Annotated in this window: 19 protein-coding genes; 6 read left to right on the top strand and 13 right to left on the bottom strand. The window is 50.9% G+C overall.

Annotated elements, in window-relative coordinates:
• Window positions 1-4: 4 nt before the first annotated feature.
• The 12 genes from C0K55_RS17935 to C0K55_RS27185 form a co-directional block, all read right to left on the bottom strand.
• Window positions 5-754: a 4'-phosphopantetheinyl transferase family protein gene (locus C0K55_RS17935; protein ID WP_001517423.1), complete on the bottom strand. Its 750-nt coding sequence runs from the start codon at window positions 752-754 to the stop codon at window positions 5-7.
• Between the two features lie 156 nt (window positions 755-910).
• Complete coding sequence (yidZ, locus tag C0K55_RS17930) at window positions 911-1,870, bottom strand: HTH-type transcriptional regulator YidZ (protein WP_001517424.1); 960 nt, start codon at window positions 1,868-1,870, stop codon at window positions 911-913.
• Entirely contained in the window at window positions 1,845-3,020 is a 1,176-nt protein-coding gene (gene mdtL / locus C0K55_RS17925) for a multidrug efflux MFS transporter MdtL (RefSeq protein ID WP_000086015.1), read from the bottom strand. The genes yidZ and mdtL overlap by 26 nt, the downstream gene beginning before the upstream one ends.
• A 132-nt stretch (window positions 3,021-3,152) precedes the next feature.
• Window positions 3,153-4,400, bottom strand: coding sequence for a low affinity tryptophan permease TnaB (gene tnaB, locus C0K55_RS17920; protein WP_001517425.1), 1,248 nt, complete (start codon window positions 4,398-4,400; stop codon window positions 3,153-3,155).
• A 91-nt stretch (window positions 4,401-4,491) separates the two neighbouring features.
• Complete coding sequence (gene tnaA / locus C0K55_RS17915; protein ID WP_001517426.1) at window positions 4,492-5,907, bottom strand: tryptophanase; 1,416 nt, start codon at window positions 5,905-5,907, stop codon at window positions 4,492-4,494.
• 218 nt (window positions 5,908-6,125) lie between these two features.
• Window positions 6,126-6,200, bottom strand: coding sequence for a tryptophanase leader peptide (tnaC, locus tag C0K55_RS17910; protein ID WP_010377944.1), 75 nt, complete (start codon window positions 6,198-6,200; stop codon window positions 6,126-6,128).
• A gap of 242 nt (window positions 6,201-6,442) precedes the next feature.
• Window positions 6,443-7,807 (bottom strand): tRNA uridine-5-carboxymethylaminomethyl(34) synthesis GTPase MnmE, encoded by a 1,365-nt coding sequence (gene mnmE / locus C0K55_RS17905; RefSeq protein WP_001282361.1) that lies wholly within the window; start codon window positions 7,805-7,807, stop codon window positions 6,443-6,445.
• A gap of 105 nt (window positions 7,808-7,912) precedes the next feature.
• Window positions 7,913-9,559, bottom strand: a complete 1,647-nt coding sequence (gene yidC, locus C0K55_RS17900; RefSeq protein WP_000378258.1) for a membrane protein insertase YidC — start codon at window positions 9,557-9,559, stop codon at window positions 7,913-7,915.
• A gap of 2 nt (window positions 9,560-9,561) precedes the next feature.
• Window positions 9,562-9,819: a membrane protein insertion efficiency factor YidD gene (yidD, locus tag C0K55_RS17895; protein ID WP_001307474.1), complete on the bottom strand. Its 258-nt coding sequence runs from the start codon at window positions 9,817-9,819 to the stop codon at window positions 9,562-9,564.
• A complete protein-coding gene (rnpA, locus tag C0K55_RS17890) occupies window positions 9,783-10,142 on the bottom strand; it encodes a ribonuclease P protein component (protein ID WP_000239730.1) in 360 nt (119 codons plus the stop codon). Before rnpA ends, yidD begins: the two co-directional genes overlap by 37 nt.
• Window positions 10,143-10,158: 16 nt before the next feature.
• On the bottom strand, window positions 10,159-10,299 hold the full coding sequence (gene rpmH, locus C0K55_RS17885) for a 50S ribosomal protein L34 (RefSeq protein WP_000831330.1): 141 nt from the start codon (window positions 10,297-10,299) through the stop codon (window positions 10,159-10,161).
• 238 nt (window positions 10,300-10,537) lie between these two features.
• Window positions 10,538-10,609, bottom strand: coding sequence for a hypothetical protein (locus C0K55_RS27185; protein WP_122983130.1), 72 nt, complete (start codon window positions 10,607-10,609; stop codon window positions 10,538-10,540).
• A 296-nt stretch (window positions 10,610-10,905) separates the two neighbouring features.
• Here C0K55_RS27185 and dnaA point away from each other — a divergent pair, with 296 nt between their 5' ends.
• From dnaA to yidA, 6 genes are all read left to right on the top strand, one after another.
• Complete coding sequence (gene dnaA, locus C0K55_RS17875; RefSeq protein WP_000059100.1) at window positions 10,906-12,306, top strand: chromosomal replication initiator protein DnaA; 1,401 nt, start codon at window positions 10,906-10,908, stop codon at window positions 12,304-12,306.
• 4 nt (window positions 12,307-12,310) lie between these two features.
• A complete protein-coding gene (dnaN, locus tag C0K55_RS17870) occupies window positions 12,311-13,411 on the top strand; it encodes a DNA polymerase III subunit beta (RefSeq protein WP_000673456.1) in 1,101 nt (366 codons plus the stop codon).
• Window positions 13,411-14,484, top strand: coding sequence for a DNA replication/repair protein RecF (recF, locus tag C0K55_RS17865; RefSeq protein ID WP_000060099.1), 1,074 nt, complete (start codon window positions 13,411-13,413; stop codon window positions 14,482-14,484). The genes dnaN and recF overlap by 1 nt, the downstream gene beginning before the upstream one ends.
• A 28-nt stretch (window positions 14,485-14,512) precedes the next feature.
• Entirely contained in the window at window positions 14,513-16,927 is a 2,415-nt protein-coding gene (gyrB, locus tag C0K55_RS17860) for a DNA topoisomerase (ATP-hydrolyzing) subunit B (RefSeq protein ID WP_000072079.1), read from the top strand.
• 239 nt (window positions 16,928-17,166) lie between these two features.
• Window positions 17,167-17,565: a YidB family protein gene (locus tag C0K55_RS17855; RefSeq protein WP_000522197.1), complete on the top strand. Its 399-nt coding sequence runs from the start codon at window positions 17,167-17,169 to the stop codon at window positions 17,563-17,565.
• A gap of 114 nt (window positions 17,566-17,679) precedes the next feature.
• Window positions 17,680-18,492 (top strand): sugar-phosphatase, encoded by an 813-nt coding sequence (gene yidA, locus C0K55_RS17850; protein WP_061090992.1) that lies wholly within the window; start codon window positions 17,680-17,682, stop codon window positions 18,490-18,492.
• Window positions 18,493-18,535: 43 nt separating this feature from the next.
• Here the strand turns inward: yidA and C0K55_RS17845 are convergent, their stop codons facing one another.
• Window positions 18,536-19,192 carry a hypothetical protein gene (locus tag C0K55_RS17845; RefSeq protein ID WP_105266265.1) on the bottom strand — a complete coding sequence of 219 codons (657 nt, stop codon included), beginning with the start codon at window positions 19,190-19,192 and terminating at the stop codon, window positions 18,536-18,538.
• Between the last annotated feature and the right edge of the window lie 103 nt (window positions 19,193-19,295).

Below are 19,295 nucleotides of genomic sequence, written 5' to 3'. Positions count from 1 at the left end.
TTTATTAATTTGGCGAAAAAGACTTCACGGTAGAAAGCTGGGCAAAACGCATCATCCGGCTGGTGGGGTTGTTGGCACGGTTGTGAATATCAGGCAGGCTTTTCCAGCCTTGTTTGCCATCAAACTCCCAGACATTGAGCTTTTCAATTGCCGGAGTGACTGCCACGGACCACACCAGCACGTCCTCTGCGTCGCATAATACTTCTACATGATTGAGATGGGCACATTTCAGGCGTCCCGCAATGGGCATCAATTGCAGATCGCGCGGGTCGTCATTCAGTACATCGCCGGTAAGTTTTAGCACGCTTCGACGCAAAGTAATGAGTTGCGCTCGTGCTTCGTTAGGATCGTTCTGTTTGCTGATCCATAACGATTCATTGCTGGAAAAAATAGGGTTATCGGGTGCATGGGGGCTATGAAACCCGCGTGTCGCGCGCTGGAGTTCCATATCGAGGCCGCATTCGCCTTCGGTTGTTAACGCCACACCGACGATATTTCCGGCATAGGATATTGAAAATGATGGCAAACTTTTATCGCGGAAAACTGGTTTTCCTTTAGCCTGGGTGACGATTTCCGGCAATTCACTAATGCCATACAGCATGAACATCAGTTCTGCGAGTAAACCTCTGGACGCCAGGAAACGGCTTTGACGATGAGGGGGAATATTTTGGGTTTCTTGATGACACTGCGAGGGTAGGCGAACAGATATCAGATGTCCTTCCGTTAACGTTCCTCGGGCAAAGTGAGTCGCCATTTTTCGCTCCATGCTTAATGGTCCATTATGAATACAAGAGTAATCATTTACTGGAACTATGGACAGACTAAAGCGGCGAAAAGTTCGATTCGGATAAACTTATTACATATATTTTACATTTAAACGCGAGATATGGTCGTATTTCATACAACTTGATTATGCCATCGAGGCGTAAAGATTTTTAATGGTTTCTCGTAACCAGACAATCTTCGGGTTATGGCTATTCCGTTTGTGCCACAGCAGAGTAAACGGTACTTCCAGCTTTTTTTGCTGGATTTCATCAAACGGGAGAGGGAGAGCAACCAGCGGAAGCTGGTGGAGCTGGTTGTAGTACTGACAGTAGCGTGGCGCGGTCGCCAGTAGCAGATTGTCAGGCTGCGCCGCCATAAATAGCGCCTGCTCAAATTCCGGTAGACTCATAGCAATCGTGCGTTCGCGTCCTGATTCTTGCAATACATTGTCCAGCGCCCAGGTATCGCTCTGTTCCCAGCAAATGCTGATATGCGGATAACGCAGAAACGAGTCCAGGTTCCACGCTTCATTCAGCACCGGATGATCTTTACGCAGCCAGACGCAGGGTAAATCGCTAAATAGCACTTCATAATCAATGGATAACGGCAGTGAACTTAGCAGTTCCCGGGAGCGTGGATGACTTTCACGCCCGGAAAAACCGATATCCACTTCACCACGAGTAATGGCATCCAGTGAATCGTAATCCCAGTTACGTAATTTAATAGTCGCCTGGGGGTAACGCTGGTAGATCTGTTTCGATAGCGCATTAAACATGATCATCATCAGCGGCGACTCCGCCGCCAGCTCAAATTTCAGGCCGCGCGGCGTTTCATGATGCGGTTTGTCCAGCAGTTGATTGCTCATTTGCATCCACTCCGCCAGATTTTGCTCCATGCTGACCATCAGCGGTGTGGGCGTCAGACCCAACGGGGAGTTCACAAAGAGCGGATCATCAAACCATGTCCGAAGCTTTGCCAGCGATTTACTCACTGCCGAAGGTGTTACGTTCATCCGCTTCGCCGCTTTGGTCACGCTGCGCTCCTGCATCAGTAATTGCAGGCAGAGCAGTAAATTGAGATCAAGCGTGGTGATGGATTTCTTCATGAGCGGCAACAGGGCGTCCAGGTGCGACGAGCATAATCAGCAACAGGCTTACTATGCTACAGGCAATCAGAATCCCGATCAGCATATTCCAGGCGCTGATGCCAATCACTGCCGCCAGCCAAATCCACAGTGACGAGCCACAAACCTGTGCAATGCCTAACGTCGAGCTGGCCACGCCTGCGCGTAATGAAAACGGGCCTAATGCCTGGCTCATTGCCACGCCGAAGCCCACTGAGAAACCGGCGCAAATCAGCGTGATGCCAAACAGCGAAACCGCATGGGAAGGCGAAACTGCAAGGATGATACCCGCCGCCAGGAATAACATTTGCGAGGTGATCATCAGTGTGCGCGGCTTAAAAATTCCCAATGCAAACGGCGTGGAAAACGAAACGGTCATGCTGACGCCTGCGGTTAACGCCATAATGGTGGCGTATTCACCACGTTCGAAGCCCATAATTTCCATCATCAATACAGGCGACGTATTCACGAAGGTAAGAATCACGGAAACGCTGAGAGTGGTGATAAGCACACGGCTAAGGAAAAAACGATTAAGCAGCGACTCGGTATTCTCTCGTGGTCTGTCCGAAGCAGCAGGTGCAGCAGGGCGTGTTTCTTTTAAAATAAACAAAGACAACATGAGTACAGTGATGCCCATCATCGCCATTGTCCAGAACAGGCTCTGCCACGGAAATTTGAGCATAATCAGGTGCCCGAGTACCGGAGCTAACACCGGAATGATGCAGGTAATACCATTGAGCAATGACAGCACTTTTGCTCTGCGTCGATCATCCAGCGTGTCGCGTAAAATCGCGAATGCGACGACATAACAGCAGCCAGCGCCCAGCCCTTGCATAAAGCGTCCGACAAGAAATAGCGTGCTGGTTTCAGACAGTGAACAGAGCACAGAGGCGATAATAAATAGCGCCGCGCCGGGAATGGCGACAGGTTTTCTTCCTGAACGATCGGCCACTTTACCGGCAAACAGCATTGCTGCCGCCATCCCCGCCAGATAAACCGAGAAAGCTATATGCAACTGCGCTTCGCTGGCATTGAGATCGGCGGCAATGCGTGGCAAGCCGACCAGATACATATCAATACCTGCGGGATAAAGTAAAACCAGAGCAAAACTACAAATCAAAAAGCGGGACATGGGCTAGCGTCCTGACGGTAAGGTGACGCAAAGCATACGTGGTGAAAGAGAATCAGGCGAGTTGCCATTTGGACATGAGTGATTTCCTGACAGGCAAAAAGCCAGCGAATGACCGCTGGCTTTTTGAAGTGCTTAACCAAATTTGGGTAACACATTAAAGACGTTACCAAACCAGCACAAAATCACGGTTATGCCAAAGAGAATAACAATCGCCGGAATAAGATTACCGCCCCAAACTGTGAATATCTGGTTGGGAAATTTCTTGCGGGCTTTGATAGCCAGTACCGCGGGGATAATCACCGCCCAGATGGTGGCGCACAACCCGGCACCGCCGATCCCGTAAATAAAGCCATTAGGGAAGACCAGATACAACAAAGCGGGTGGCAGGAAGGTTAACAGCACGGTTTTGCAACGTCCGGCGTGGGAGTTATCAATCTTAAACAGATCCGCCAGATAATCGAACAGCCCCAGCGTGACGCCAAAAAATGAACTGGCAACAGCTAAGTTTGAGAACACCAGCAGGCAAAACTCGATAATGCCATGCTGTTTGGTGCCGAGGAACGATTTTACCAGCGAATCAACATTGCCGCCCGAAGAGATAATCGCCTTAAAGCTTTCTCGCGGAATATTCCCCATTGTGCAATACAGCCAGAAGAGATAAATCACCAACGCCAGCAGCGAACCGAAGATCACGCTTTTGATTAGCTTATCTTTGCGTTTGCCATAGCAAATAATCAGGCTGGGAATATTGCCGTGGAAACCAAATGACGCCAGGCATACCGGCAAAGCCATAAAGATATATGGGAAGTAAGACGTCCCCGAAGTCGTGCTGGTGGCATCGCGCAGAATGGAATAATCGACCTGGAAGAAGAAAGAACCAAACACAATCACAAAGGAGATAATTTTCAGGCCGAGAAACAACGAGGTAATACGACTGGCGGCTAACGAACTTATCCACAGTACGCTGGCGACGAAAATGGCCGTGCAGATCCCAACAATGCGAGGATTAGCGTGATAGCCGAAATTCATCGATATCGTTTCGCTAATGATTGCGCCGTTAGCGGAGATATAGGCGTAGGTGAGAATATAGAGAACGAAAGCAACCGTAATACCACTAATAATGTTCCAGGTGTTACCGATTAAATCTTTGGTGATGGTATTAAAACTGGAGCCGACGGGATAATTTAAATTTGCTTCTAATAACAATAACCCAGAATGTAGCATTGAAAACCAGGCAATGATGAGGATAAATGCGCCCCAAAAAAACCAGGCACCAGCTAGATCAACAGGTAAAGCAAACATACCTCCACCAATTACTGTACCCGCTATAACCATGACACCCCAAAATGCAGAGTGTTTTTTTTCTGATTGTTCAGTCATGATGCCACCTTTAGAGGAAGGCTATTTTTGTTATTGAGGATGTAGAGAATAAGAGTGGCTAACATCCTTATAGCCACTCTGAGTATATTAATTAAACTTCTTTCAGTTTTGCAGTGAAGTGACGTAATACTTTGGGTTCGTATGTAAAGGTTAACCCTTTAATATTTGCCGCGTTCTCTTTCACATGTTTGAAGGCTTCAATAATGAAGTCCATATGTGTTTGCGTATAAGTTGCGCGTGGAATGGTTAAACGCAGCAGCTCAGCCGGACATGGTAATTGTTTACCGGTTTTCGGATCGCGACCTAACAGGAAAGACCCAATTTCTACCGCACGAATCCCCGCGACTTTATACAGCTCGCAGGCCAGCGCTTGTGCCGGAAACTGGTCTGCAGGGATATGCGGCAACAGTTTACCGGCATCCACGAATGCCGCGTGACCGCCCGCCTGCTGACACACTACGCCAATCTCTTCCAGGCCATCGACCAGATACTGCACCTGCGCAATACGATAGGCCAGCCAGTCCAGATTCATGCCGTCATACAGACCTACCGCCAGACGTTCCATTGCGCCGCCTTCCAGACCGCCATATGTCGGGAAGCCTTCCTGCACCACGCAAAGAGTTCTGCACTCGGTGTAGACATCGAAGAAGCTGTCATCTTTCACGCACAGCAGGCCACCCATTGGCACCATCGCATCTTTCTTGGCGGACATCGCCAGCATATCGGCATATTTGTAGGTTTCACGGGTGATCTGCTCGATAGTCCAGTCTTTATATTCCGCTTCGCGCTGTTTGATGAAATAGGCGTTTTCGGCAAAGCGTGCGGAGTCCATTACCACTGGAATGTCATATTTCTTCGCAATGCTGTACATCGCTTTCATGTTCGCCAGTGAAACCGGCTGGCCGCCTGCGGAGTTACTGGTGATGGTCGCGACGATATATGGCACATTATTCGGGCCAACTTCTTCAATACCGCGTTCTAATCCTTCAAGGTCAAAGTTACCTTTAAAGTCATAACGCACGCCAGTATCGAAGGCTTCTTTGATATAGACGTTGCGTACGGTACAGCCGTTAATCTGGCTATGGCCCTGAGTGGTGTCGAAGAAATAGTTAGAGAACGCCACCATTTTGCTGCGATCCAGGCCTTTTTCCTGCTCACGCTTTTTAATCAGTACCGGAATATAGATTTGCTCTGCACCTCGGCCCTGGTGCGTTGGAATGGTGTATTGATAACCAAAGATATTTTTTACTGACTCAGCTAATGCATAGTAGCTACGACTGCCGCTGTAGGCTTCGTCGCCGCGCATCATCGCTGCCTGCATACTCTGCGTCACCGCTCCGGTGCCGCTGTCGGTCAGTAAATCGATAAACACATCTTCGCTATCCAGCAGAAACGGGTTCATACCGGATTTAATAATCGCTTCTTCACGATAAGCGCGGGTAGTACGTTTTACGGGTTCAATAACACGAATGCGGAACGGTTCAGGGAGATGTTTAAAGTTTTCCATTACATAATCCTTCATTTATTTTAATTGCAATGATCCCTGTGAATATTACATTTGCAATATCTATTAATTTCCAAAATATATACATCTACAATTATTAGCTTAATAAAGCAATTAAGACGGAAATAACGTAGATAAAAAGGAAAATAAAGATATAGCAAACTCATAGATCACATTGAATCTAATCGGTTTGACTCTGGTGATGGCGACAGAAGGGAAAATTAAGGGCGGTGATCGACAATCTTGTTGTCAATATTAAACCACTTTGAGGTCACACATATATGTAAGGTATTCATAATGCACTTATCCTCGAAAGACACGACGCTACAGTATAATACTCAAGATTTTTGTCTATTCTGAAATTGTTTAAATGTGAATCGAATCACAAACGGTCGTGAAGCAATATTAAATGCTCTTTTTAAGAGAATAAATTATGTGAGAAGTTTAATTTTTATAAAAAGGGTTGATTAATAATAAGAGTGCCAACAAGAAAGCGAAACCGCATCTGACAATCAGAATGCGGCTTCGTAATTGCGGGTTACTTACCAATACAGAAGCTGGAGAAAATCCGTCCCAGCAGATCGTCAGAAGTAAACTCTCCTGTGATCTCGCTTAAGTTCTGCTGCGCCAGACGCAGTTCTTCCGCCAGTAATTCACCCGCCCATGCGCCCAGCAGTTGCGCTTTACCCTGCTGCAGATGCTCCGCCGCTTGCTCCAGCGCCTGTAAGTGACGGCGACGCGCCAGGAAACCACCTTCCATATTGGTATCAAAGCCCATGCTCTGTTTGAGATGGTTACGCAGAACGTCCACACCTTCGCCAGTGCGTGCTGAGAGGCGAATCAATGCATGGCCGTTAACTTCACTCATCCCCAGCGTTTCGCCAGTAATATCGGCTTTATTGCGCACCACGGTGATCGGCAGTTTAGCAGGCAGACGGGCAATAAATTCCGGCCAGATTTCTGCCGGATCTACAGCGTCTGTCGTGGTGCCATCGACCATAAACAGCACGCGGTCGGCCTGTTCAATTTCCTGCCATGCGCGCTCGATACCAATGCGTTCGACTTCGTCGCTGGCTTCGCGTAACCCGGCGGTATCGATGATATGCAGCGGCATCCCATCAATGTGGATATGCTCACGCAGTACGTCACGCGTGGTTCCGGCGATATCGGTAACGATAGCGGCTTCACGGCCCGCCAGCGCGTTTAGCAGGCTCGATTTACCGGCGTTAGGACGCCCGGCAATCACCACTTTCATGCCTTCACGCAGCAGGCTGCCCTGACGTGCTTCGGCGCGTACCGCGTCGAGATCGGCAATCACGTCATTAAGCTGGGCTTCAATTTTGCCGTCGGAGAGGAAATCGATCTCTTCATCGGGGAAATCAATCGCCGCTTCGACGTAAATGCGCAAGTGGGTGAGGGCTTCTACCAGATGATTAACTCGTGCAGAGAATGCGCCTTGCAGTGAGTTAAGCGCCGAGCGAGCCGCCTGTTCGGAGCTGGCGTCGATAAGATCCGCAATCGCTTCGGCCTGGGCTAAATCAAGTTTATCGTTGAGAAATGCGCGCTCTGAAAACTCACCTGGGCGGGCAATCCGCAGGCCTGGAATGGTCAGGATACGTTTTAACAGCAGGTCGAGGATCACCGGACCGCCATGACCTTGCAGCTCCAGCACATCTTCGCCGGTGAACGAGTTCGGGCCGGGGAACCATAGCGCGATGCCCTGATCCAGCACGCTGCCGTCGGCGTCTTTAAACGGAAGATAATCGGCGTAGCGCGGTTTGGGTAACTTACCCAGCACGGTTTCGGCAACCTCGCGCGCTTTGAGGCCGGAGATGCGCAGGATACCCACACCGCCACGTCCTGGAGGCGTGGCCTGGGCTACGATAGTGTCATTATCGCTCATGATGTTCCTGTTGCTTTGTTTGGCGGATGCGCTGTGCTTATCCGCCCTACGAAAAGAAAAAAGGCGGTCAACTGACCGCCCTTATTTTAGCGAAAACTCACCGAATCAGGATTTTTTCTTCTCGCGGCTATGCAGGCCACGTTTTTCCAGACCACGGTAAATCAACTGCTGCTGGATAATGGTTACCAGGTTGCTGACGATATAGTACAGCACCAGACCTGACGGGAACCACAGGAAGAACACGGTGAAGATGACCGGCATAAAGGTCATGATCTTCTGCTGCATCGGGTCGGTCACGGTGGTCGGTGACATCTTCTGAATGAAGAACATCGTTACGCCCATCAGGATCGGCAGGATGTAGTATGGATCCTGTGCAGACAGGTCATGGATCCACAGTGCAAACGGTGCCTGACGCAGTTCAACGGAACCCATCAGCATGTAGTACAACGCCAGGAAGATTGGCATCTGGATCAGCAGCGGGAAGCAGCCGCCCAGCGGGTTAACCTTCTCAGCTTTGTACAGCGCCATCATTTCCTGGCTGATACGCTGTTTGTCATCGCCCAGACGCTCACGCATGGCCTGAATCTTAGGCTGCAGCATACGCATCTTCGCCATGGAGGTGTACTGCGCTTTGGTCAGCGGGTACATGATGCCACGAACGATAAAGGTGATGATGATAATGGAGAAGCCCCAGTTACCCACAAAGCTATGGATCCATTTCAGCAATTTGAACAGCGGCTGAGATATGAACCACAACCAACCGTAATCAACGGTCAGATCCAGATGCGGAGCAACTGCCGCCATTTTGTCCTGGATTTCCGGGCCAACCCACAGGGTGCTGTTCATCGCGCCAGTCTGACCAGGCTGAACCAGTACCGGCTGAGACTTATAGCCGATAGCGGCGATGCCGTTACCCAGATTAGCGGTATAGAAGTTGTTGGTGCCGTCGTTATGCGGGATCCATGCCGTCGCGAAATACTGTTGCAGCATCGCGACCCAACCACCTTTCGAAGAGATGTTCAGGTTTTCGTTGTCGGCAATAGTATCGAACTTGTATTTTTCGTATTTTTCGTCAGGCGTGGAGTACGCCGCGCCACGGAAAGTGTGCAGTGCGAAGTTGCTGCTTCCGGTGTCGAGATGCGGTGGCAGAGTGATGGATTGCTTCAACTGACCAAAGGTGGAGATCTCCAGCGGTTTTTCGCCAGCGTTCTGCACGTTGTAGTTGACGTTGACAGCGTAATCACCACGTTTCAGGACAAACGTTTTAGTAAACGTGTTGCCTGCTGCATCGGTATACGTCATCGGCACCTGCAGTTCGTTTTGACCTTCGGCCAGCACATAAGCGTCTTTTTCGACGTTATACAGTGGACGCGGGCCGTTAGCCGGATTATCCGGGCCATCACGACCGGTCAGACCGCTCTGTGCCTGATAAATAAACTGCGGTGAGGTTTCCAGCAACTGGAACGGCTGGGTAGAGTTCAGCTCTTTCGGGTAAGCCGGCAGCAGAGCCTGCTCAACATCACCACCACGGGTGTTGATGGTCAGATCAAGCACGTCGGTTTTTACCGAAATCAGTTTCCCCTGGCCACTGGCCGGTACGCCCTGGTCGGCGGCGCTACCCGCTGCGGTGGTCGTTGTCTGCGTGGTCTGTTGAGCCTGAGGTTGCGGGTTTTTATCCTGCTCCCAGGCTTGCCAGATCATGAAAGACACGAACAGCAAAGCGATGACTAAAAGATTGCGTTGCGAATCCATCGTTAGTGTTCTCTGGTATCAAATGGTCCGGGCGGGACGGGATCGTCACCACCAGGGTGTAAAGGGTGGCATTTTAATACGCGTTTCACCGTCAACCAACTGCCTTTTATCACTCCAAACCTGCGCAATGCCTCAATTCCGTAGCTTGAACAAGTTGGAGTGAAACGACAATGCGGCCCGAGTAGCGGACTAATCAGGCGTTGGTAGACCCGAATGAGGGCTATCAGGACCCGCGAGCCAGGCGACAGTGGCGGCGCCATAATTTTTCCAACGCTTCCGAGAGAGCACGGTTATCGAGGTCGGCAACCCCTTTTTTCGCCACCACCACGAAATCCATAGCCGGGAGTTCATGTTGGCGTAGACGGAAGCTTTCACGCGTCAGACGTTTAATCCGATTGCGTTCATGCGCTCGTCGAACGTTTTTCTTGGCGACTGTAAGACCGATACGGGGATGCCCCAGCGAATTCAGGCGGCCGAGGATGGTGATTTGCGGCGTGCCAGCCCGTTGTGGCTGCTGGAAGACGAATGTGAATTGACTGGGAGTTAACAAGCGTAACTCCCTGGGAAATGCGAGCTTAACCACTCAGGGGTTAGCTTTATTACTTAGAAACGGTCAGACGAGCACGGCCTTTAGCACGACGACGTGCCAGTACCTGACGACCATTTTTAGTAGCCATACGAGCACGGAAGCCGTGAGAACGGTTGCGCTTCAGTACAGACGGTTGAAAAGTGCGTTTCATGGCGATTTCTACCTAAACTTGAATAAATTCAATGGCTTTATTGGATATCCGCCCGAAAACCGAACGATGGACACCGAAGCCATGGGTGATTAAAGAGGCCGGATTGTAATAATTGTACACTCCGGAGTCAATTCTCTTTCCTTATTTACCGCGCTTTTCCGCACCTTTTCACAGGGAAAAAGTACAACTATATACCGGTGAAAACCAGCATTACGCGCCGGGTGGAGGATTATACGGGCTACCGGATAAAGCGCAAGGATCGTCCAGGATCTTTATTAGATCGATTAAGCCTAATTTTGTCTATGGTCATTAAATTTTCCAATATGCGGCTTAAATCGTGCCCGCCTGGTGTCTGGATCGTTTACACTTAGCGGGTTCTGGATCATCCTGTGGATAAATCGGGAAAATCTGTGAGAAACAGAAGATCTCTTGCGCAGTTTAGGCTATGATCCGCGGTCCCGATCGTTTTGCAGGATCTTGATCGGGCATATAACCGCAGACAGCGGTTCGTGCGTCACCCTTATGCAGGGTCTTTTCGACGTGCGTCAACAATCATGAATGTTTCAGCCTTAGTCATAATCGACTTTTGTTCGAGTGGAGTCCGCCGTGTCACTTTCGCTTTGGCAGCAATGTCTTGCCCGATTGCAGGATGAGTTACCAGCCACAGAATTCAGTATGTGGATACGCCCATTGCAGGCGGAACTGAGCGATAACACGCTGGCCTTGTACGCGCCAAACCGTTTTGTCCTCGATTGGGTACGGGACAAGTACCTCAATAATATCAATGGACTGCTAACCAGTTTCTGCGGAGCGGATGCCCCACAGTTGCGTTTTGAAGTGGGCACAAAGCCCGTGACACAAACGCTGAAAGTCCCTGCCAGCAATACAGTTGCACCGGCTCAGGCTGCTCAGGTGCAACCGCAACGTGCGGCGCCTTCTACGCGCTCAGGTTGGGATAACGTTCCGGCTCCGGCAGAACCGACCTATCGTTCCAACGTTAACGTTAAACATACATTTGATAACTTCGTCGAAGGTAAATCTAACCAACTGGCGCGCGCGGCGGCTCGTCAGGTGGCAGACAACCCTGGCGGTGCCTATAACCCGCTGTTCCTTTATGGCGGCACGGGGCTGGGTAAAACTCACCTGCTACATGCGGTGGGCAATGGCATTATGGCGCGCAAGCCGAATGCCAAAGTGGTTTATATGCACTCCGAACGCTTTGTTCAGGACATGGTAAAAGCCCTGCAAAACAACGCGATCGAAGAGTTTAAACGCTACTACCGTTCTGTTGACGCGCTGCTGATCGACGATATTCAGTTTTTTGCTAATAAAGAACGATCCCAGGAAGAGTTTTTCCACACCTTTAACGCCTTGCTGGAAGGTAATCAACAGATCATTCTTACTTCGGATCGTTATCCGAAAGAGATCAACGGCGTTGAGGATCGTTTGAAATCCCGCTTCGGCTGGGGGTTGACTGTGGCGATCGAACCGCCAGAGCTGGAAACCCGTGTGGCGATCCTGATGAAAAAGGCAGACGAAAATGACATTCGTCTGCCGGGTGAAGTGGCATTCTTTATCGCCAAGCGTCTACGCTCTAATGTGCGTGAGCTGGAAGGGGCGCTGAACCGTGTTATTGCTAACGCCAACTTTACCGGACGGGCGATCACCATTGACTTCGTGCGCGAAGCGTTGCGCGATTTGCTGGCATTGCAGGAAAAACTGGTCACCATCGACAATATTCAGAAGACGGTGGCGGAGTACTACAAGATCAAAGTCGCAGATCTCCTTTCCAAGCGTCGATCTCGCTCGGTGGCACGTCCGCGCCAGATGGCGATGGCGTTGGCGAAAGAGCTGACTAACCACAGTCTGCCGGAGATCGGTGATGCGTTTGGCGGTCGTGACCATACAACGGTGCTTCATGCCTGCCGTAAGATCGAGCAGTTGCGTGAAGAGAGCCATGATATCAAAGAAGATTTTTCAAATTTAATCAGAACATTGTCATCGTAAACCTATGAAATTTACCGTAGAACGTGAGCATTTATTAAAACCGCTACAACAGGTAAGCGGTCCGTTAGGTGGTCGTCCTACGCTACCGATTCTCGGTAATCTGCTGTTACAGGTTGCTGACGGTACGTTGTCGCTGACCGGTACTGATCTCGAGATGGAAATGGTGGCTCGTGTTGCGCTGATTCAGCCGCACGAACCAGGGGCGACGACCGTTCCGGCGCGCAAATTCTTTGATATCTGCCGTGGTCTGCCTGAAGGCGCGGAAATTGCTGTGCAACTGGAAGGTGAGCGGATGCTGGTGCGCTCCGGGCGCAGCCGTTTTTCGCTTTCTACTCTGCCAGCGGCGGATTTCCCGAACCTTGATGACTGGCAGAGCGAAGTTGAATTTACCCTGCCGCAGGCAACGATGAAACGTCTGATTGAAGCGACCCAGTTTTCGATGGCGCATCAGGACGTTCGCTATTACTTAAATGGTATGCTGTTCGAAACCGAAGGTGAAGAACTGCGCACCGTGGCGACTGACGGCCACCGCCTGGCGGTCTGTTCAATGCCAATTGGTCAGTCTTTGCCGAGCCATTCGGTGATCGTGCCGCGTAAAGGCGTGATTGAACTGATGCGTATGCTCGACGGCGGCGACAATCCGCTGCGCGTGCAGATTGGCAGCAACAACATTCGCGCCCACGTAGGTGACTTTATTTTTACCTCCAAACTGGTGGATGGTCGATTCCCGGATTACCGTCGCGTTCTGCCGAAGAACCCGGACAAACATCTGGAAGCAGGCTGCGATCTGCTCAAGCAGGCGTTTGCTCGTGCGGCAATTCTCTCTAACGAGAAATTCCGTGGCGTGCGTCTGTATGTCAGTGAAAATCAACTGAAGATCACCGCCAACAACCCGGAACAGGAAGAAGCGGAAGAGATCCTCGACGTCACCTACAGCGGCGCGGAGATGGAAATCGGCTTTAACGTCAGCTATGTGCTGGATGTTCTGAACGCGCTGAAATGTGAAAACGTGCGCATGATGCTGACCGATTCAGTTTCCAGCGTGCAGATTGAAGATGCGGCCAGCCAGAGTGCGGCTTATGTTGTCATGCCAATGAGACTGTAATGTCCCTCACCCGCTTGTTGATCCGCGATTTCCGCAATATCGAAACCGCGGATCTCGCTTTATCTCCCGGCTTTAACTTTCTGGTGGGTGCCAACGGCAGTGGCAAAACCAGCGTGCTGGAAGCTATCTATACGCTCGGCCACGGCCGGGCGTTTCGCAGTTTGCAGATTGGTCGCGTCATTCGCCACGAGCAGGAGGCGTTTGTTCTTCACGGGCGTTTACAGGGCGCAGAGCGCGAGACGGCGATTGGCTTAACCAAAGACAAACAGGGCGACAGTAAAGTCCGTATTGACGGTACTGACGGGCATAAAGTTGCGGAACTGGCGCACCTGATGCCGATGCAGTTGATAACGCCTGAGGGGTTTACTTTACTCAACGGTGGCCCCAAATACAGAAGAGCATTCCTCGACTGGGGATGCTTTCACAACGAACCCGGATTTTTCACCGCCTGGAGCAATCTCAAGCGATTGCTCAAGCAGCGTAATGCGGCGCTGAGGCAGGTGTCACGTTACGAACAGCTCCGCCCGTGGGATAAAGAACTGATCCCGCTGGCGGAGCAAATCAGCGCCTGGCGCGCCCAGTACAGCGCCGGTATCGCCGCCGATATGGCCGATACCTGTAAGCAATTTCTCCCTGAGTTTTCTCTGACTTTCTCTTTCCAGCGCGGCTGGGAGAAAGAGACAGAGTACGCTGAGGTGCTGGAACGTAATTTTGAACGCGATCGCCAGCTAACCTACACTGCGCACGGCCCGCATAAAGCGGACTTACGCATTCGCGCCGACGGTGCGCCGGTGGAAGATACCTTATCGCGTGGGCAGCTTAAGCTGCTGATGTGCGCCTTACGTCTGGCGCAAGGAGAGTTCCTCACCCGTGAAAGCGGGCGGCGGTGTCTCTACCTGATAGATGATTTTGCCTCTGAGCTTGATGATGAGCGTCGCGGGCTGCTTGCCAGCCGCTTAAAAGCGACGCAATCACAGGTCTTTGTCAGCGCGATCAGTGCTGAACACGTTATAGACATGTCGGACGAAAATTCGAAGATGTTTACCGTGGAAAAGGGTAAAATAACGGATTAACCCAAGTATAAATGAGCGAGAAACGTTGATGTCGAATTCTTATGACTCCTCCAGTATCAAAGTCCTGAAAGGGCTGGATGCGGTGCGTAAGCGCCCTGGTATGTATATCGGCGACACGGATGACGGCACCGGTCTGCACCACATGGTATTCGAGGTGGTAGATAACGCTATCGACGAAGCGCTCGCGGGTCACTGTAAAGAAATTATCGTCACTATTCATGCTGATAATTCCGTCTCTGTACAGGATGACGGGCGTGGCATTCCGACCGGTATTCACCCGGAAGAGGGTGTATCGGCGGCAGAAGTGATCATGACCGTGCTGCACGCAGGCGGTAAATTTGACGATAACTCCTATAAAGTGTCCGGCGGTCTGCACGGCGTTGGTGTTTCGGTAGTAAACGCCCTGTCGCAAAAACTGGAGCTGGTTATCCAGCGTGAAGGTAAAATTCACCGTCAGATCTACGTGCACGGTGTACCGCAGGCACCGCTGGCGGTTACCGGCGATACCGATAAAACCGGCACTATGGTACGTTTCTGGCCGAGCCTCGAAACCTTCACCAATGTAACCGAGTTTGAATATGAAATTCTGGCGAAACGCCTGCGAGAGTTATCCTTCCTTAACTCCGGCGTTTCCATTCGCCTGAAAGACAAACGTGACGGCAAAGAAGACCACTTCCACTATGAAGGCGGTATCAAGGCGTTCGTTGAGTATCTGAACAAGAACAAAACGCCGATCCACCCGAACATCTTCTACTTCTCCACCGAAAAAGACGGTATCGGCGTTGAAGTGGCATTGCAGTGGAACGATGGCTTCCAGGAAAACATCTACTGCTTTACCAACAACATTCCGCAGCGTGATGGCGGTACTCACCTGGCGGGCTTCCGTGCGGCGATGACCCGTACTCTGAACGCCTACATGGACAAAGAAGGTTACAGCAAAAAAGCCAAAGTCAGCGCCACCGGCGACGATGCGCGTGAAGGCCTGATTGCGGTTGTGTCCGTGAAAGTACCAGATCCGAAATTCTCCTCCCAGACTAAAGACAAACTGGTTTCTTCTGAGGTGAAATCGGCGGTAGAACAGCAGATGAACGAACTGCTGGCAGAATACCTGCTGGAAAACCCAACCGATGCGAAAATCGTGGTTGGTAAAATTATCGATGCTGCCCGCGCCCGTGAAGCGGCACGTCGTGCGCGTGAAATGACGCGTCGTAAAGGTGCACTGGACTTAGCCGGCCTGCCGGGCAAACTGGCGGACTGCCAGGAACGCGATCCGGCGCTTTCTGAACTGTACCTTGTGGAAGGGGACTCCGCGGGCGGCTCTGCGAAGCAGGGGCGTAACCGCAAAAACCAGGCGATTCTGCCGTTGAAGGGTAAAATCCTCAACGTCGAGAAAGCCCGTTTCGATAAGATGCTGGCTTCCCAGGAAGTGGCAACGCTCATCACCGCGCTTGGCTGCGGTATCGGTCGTGACGAGTACAACCCGGACAAACTGCGTTATCACAGCATTATCATCATGACCGATGCGGACGTCGACGGCTCGCACATTCGTACGTTGCTGTTGACCTTCTTCTATCGTCAGATGCCGGAAATCATTGAACGCGGTCACGTCTACATTGCCCAGCCGCCGCTGTACAAAGTGAAGAAAGGCAAGCAGGAACAGTACATTAAAGACGATGAGGCGATGGATCAGTACCAAATCTCCATCGCGCTGGATGGTGCTTCTTTGCATACCAACGCCAGTGCACCAGCTTTAGCTGGCGAAGCGTTAGAAAAGCTGGTGTCTGAGTACAATGCGGCGCAGAAAATGATCGTTCGTATGGAACGTCGTTATCCGAAGGCGATGCTGAAAGAGCTTATCTATCAGCCGACGCTGACGGAAGCGGATCTCTCTGACGAGCAGGTTGTTACCCGTTGGGTGAATGCGCTGGTGACAGAACTGAACGATAAAGAGCAGCATGGCAGCCAGTGGAAGTTTGATGTCCACACCAATGCCGAGAAAAACCTGTTCGAGCCGATTGTTCGCGTGCGTACCCACGGCGTGGATACTGACTACCCGCTGGATCACGAGTTCATCACCGGTGGCGAATATCGTCGTATCTGCACGCTGGGCGAGAAACTGCGTGGCTTGCTGGAAGAAGATGCGTTTATCGAACGTGGTGAGCGTCGTCAGCCGGTAGCCAGCTTCGAGCAGGCGCTGGACTGGCTGGTGAAAGAGTCCCGTCGTGGCCTCTCCATCCAGCGTTATAAAGGTCTGGGCGAAATGAACCCGGAGCAGTTGTGGGAAACCACTATGGATCCGGAAAGCCGTCGTATGCTGCGCGTTACCGTTAAAGATGCGATTGCTGCCGACCAGTTGTTCACAACTCTGATGGGTGATGCTGTTGAACCGCGTCGTGCGTTTATCGAAGAGAACGCTCTGAAAGCGGCGAATATCGATATTTAATGGCATTAGCAATGCGAGCGTGCCTGATGCGCTACGCTTATCAGGCCTACAATACTCATGCAATATATTGAATTTTCATGATTTTGTAGGCCGGATAAGGCGGTTACGCCGCATCCGGCAAGAAGCTATAAGAAAAGGGCGGAGATGATCTCCGCCCTTTTTACTCCTGTAATCCGCAACTATCATCCCGCAGAACTATACTTTCTGAGTCAACACGTAACGCTTTACAGGTGATTATCATGGGACTTTTCGATGAAGTTGTCGGTGCCTTTCTGAAAGGCGATGCGGGGAAATATCAGGCCATTCTGAGCTGGGTTGAAGAGCAGGGCGGCATCCAGGTGCTGCTGGAGAAACTGCAAAGTGGCGGCTTAGGTGCCATTCTCTCAACCTGGTTGAGTAATCAACAGGGCAATCAACCGGTTAGCGGCGAACAACTGGAATCGGCACTGGGTACGAATGCAGTAGCCGATCTCGGGCAAAAACTCGGCGTAGATACCAGTGCTGCTTCCAACATGCTGGCGGAACAATTGCCGAAGATTATTGATGCGCTATCTCCGCAGGGCGAAGTTTCACCGCAAGCCAATAACGATCTGCTTTCCGCAGGCATGGAGTTGCTGAAAGGGAAACTCTTCCGCTAAGCAAAAGGGGAGCACGCAAGGCGCGTTGCATCCCCCTTTTCCCTCGGGTGTTGTACTGATTTTTGAGCGGAATCGCGTTAGCATGGGTCAGGAATCAATCTACCTGGGGAACTCATGGCTATCAAACTCATTGCTATCGATATGGATGGCACCCTTCTGCTGCCCGATCACACCATTTCACCCGCCGTTAAAAATGCGATTGCCGCAGCTCGCGCCCGCGGGGTGAATGTCGTGCTGACGACAGGTCGTCCTTATGCAGGTGTTCACAGCTACCTGAAAGAGCTGCATATGGAACAGCCGGGCGACTACTGTATTACTTATAACGGTGCACTGGTGCAGAAGGCCGCTGATGGCAGCACCGTGGCGCAAACAGCCCTGAGTTATGACGACTACCGTTTCCTGGAAAAACTCTCTCGCGAAGTCGGTTCTCATTTCCATGCACTGGATCGCACCACGCTATACACCGCCAACCGTGACATCAGCTATTACACGGTACATGAATCATTTGTGGCGACCATTCCGTTGGTGTTCTGCGAAGCGGAGAAAATGGACCCTGACACCCAGTTCCTGAAAGTGATGATGATTGATGAACCCGCCATCCTCGACCAGGCCATCGCGCGTATTCCACAGGAAGTGAAAGAGAAATATACCGTACTGAAAAGCGCGCCGTACTTCCTCGAAATCCTCGACAAACGCGTCAATAAAGGTACCGGTGTGAAATCGCTGGCGGATGTGCTGGGCATTAAACCGGAAGAAATTATGGCGATTGGCGATCAGGAAAACGACATCGCAATGATTGAATATGCAGGCGTCGGTGTGGCGATGGATAACGCTATTCCTTCGGTGAAAGAAGTGGCGAACTTTGTCACCAAATCCAACCTTGAAGATGGCGTGGCGTTTGCTATTGAAAAGTATGTGCTTAATTAATCAGTGGGCGGGCAAACTGCATAAACGCGTTTGCCCGCAGCGATTAACAATTTCTGGTCGTGCATAAAATCAGGAACTGGAGTGGTGATGTTACTATATCCAGCGTAAGAGTGACTGGCAGCAACGCGTTAGCGAGGCCGCGCGGGACGCCATCTGTTGTTTTGTACTTATAAAATCCCACTGTAAAGGGTTGATGGAAAACCATCACGTTTGAGTAATCCGCTTTTTTATTTTTCTGGTGGATAGAGCCTTTCAGGCCGTCCAGCATCCATGTACAACGCTGGGTATCACACACAAAGCCATATTGTGTCGCCAGTGTTTTATCTTCCTCACCGTTCCAGTCGTAATAGAGCGTAATAGCACCAGAAAAATTCTTATGACCGCTGCTCAAAATAAATTTCGCGTTATCGGAAACGGTGATTCTTTCGCCATGAATTGCCGGGTCGTTCAGCATTTTAACCACCTCATCGCCGCCGTTGGTCAACAGGTAGTCCAGCGACTCTCCAACAAAAACATAGCCTTTCGTACCGTTACTATCCTCTGCCAGCGATAGACCCTTAATCGTGTCTGAGCGCCATTGCTGGGCATGTGGAGAGCTTGCGGTATTGAAAACCAGTCCAGCGGTTAGACATCCGGTCAACGCGAATGCTAAAGAACATAAACAGGCTGCTTTAATAAATCCTTGAAAATTCAATTGCATGATTAATCCTTTAAACAAGAATGCTAAGCCGTTGGAAGCATACCTTTATTTCCCCGCCTGTTTACTCCCTGACAACCCTTTTCAGATTTGTGCCTGATGGATG

The sequence above is a fragment of the Escherichia sp. MOD1-EC6098 genome (genome assembly GCF_002965865.1).
In the GTDB taxonomy this organism is placed as follows: Bacteria; Pseudomonadota; Gammaproteobacteria; order Enterobacterales; family Enterobacteriaceae; genus Escherichia; species Escherichia marmotae.
The sequence above is the reverse complement of the archived record's forward strand: the minus strand, read 5'-3'. Positions and strand labels throughout refer to the sequence as shown.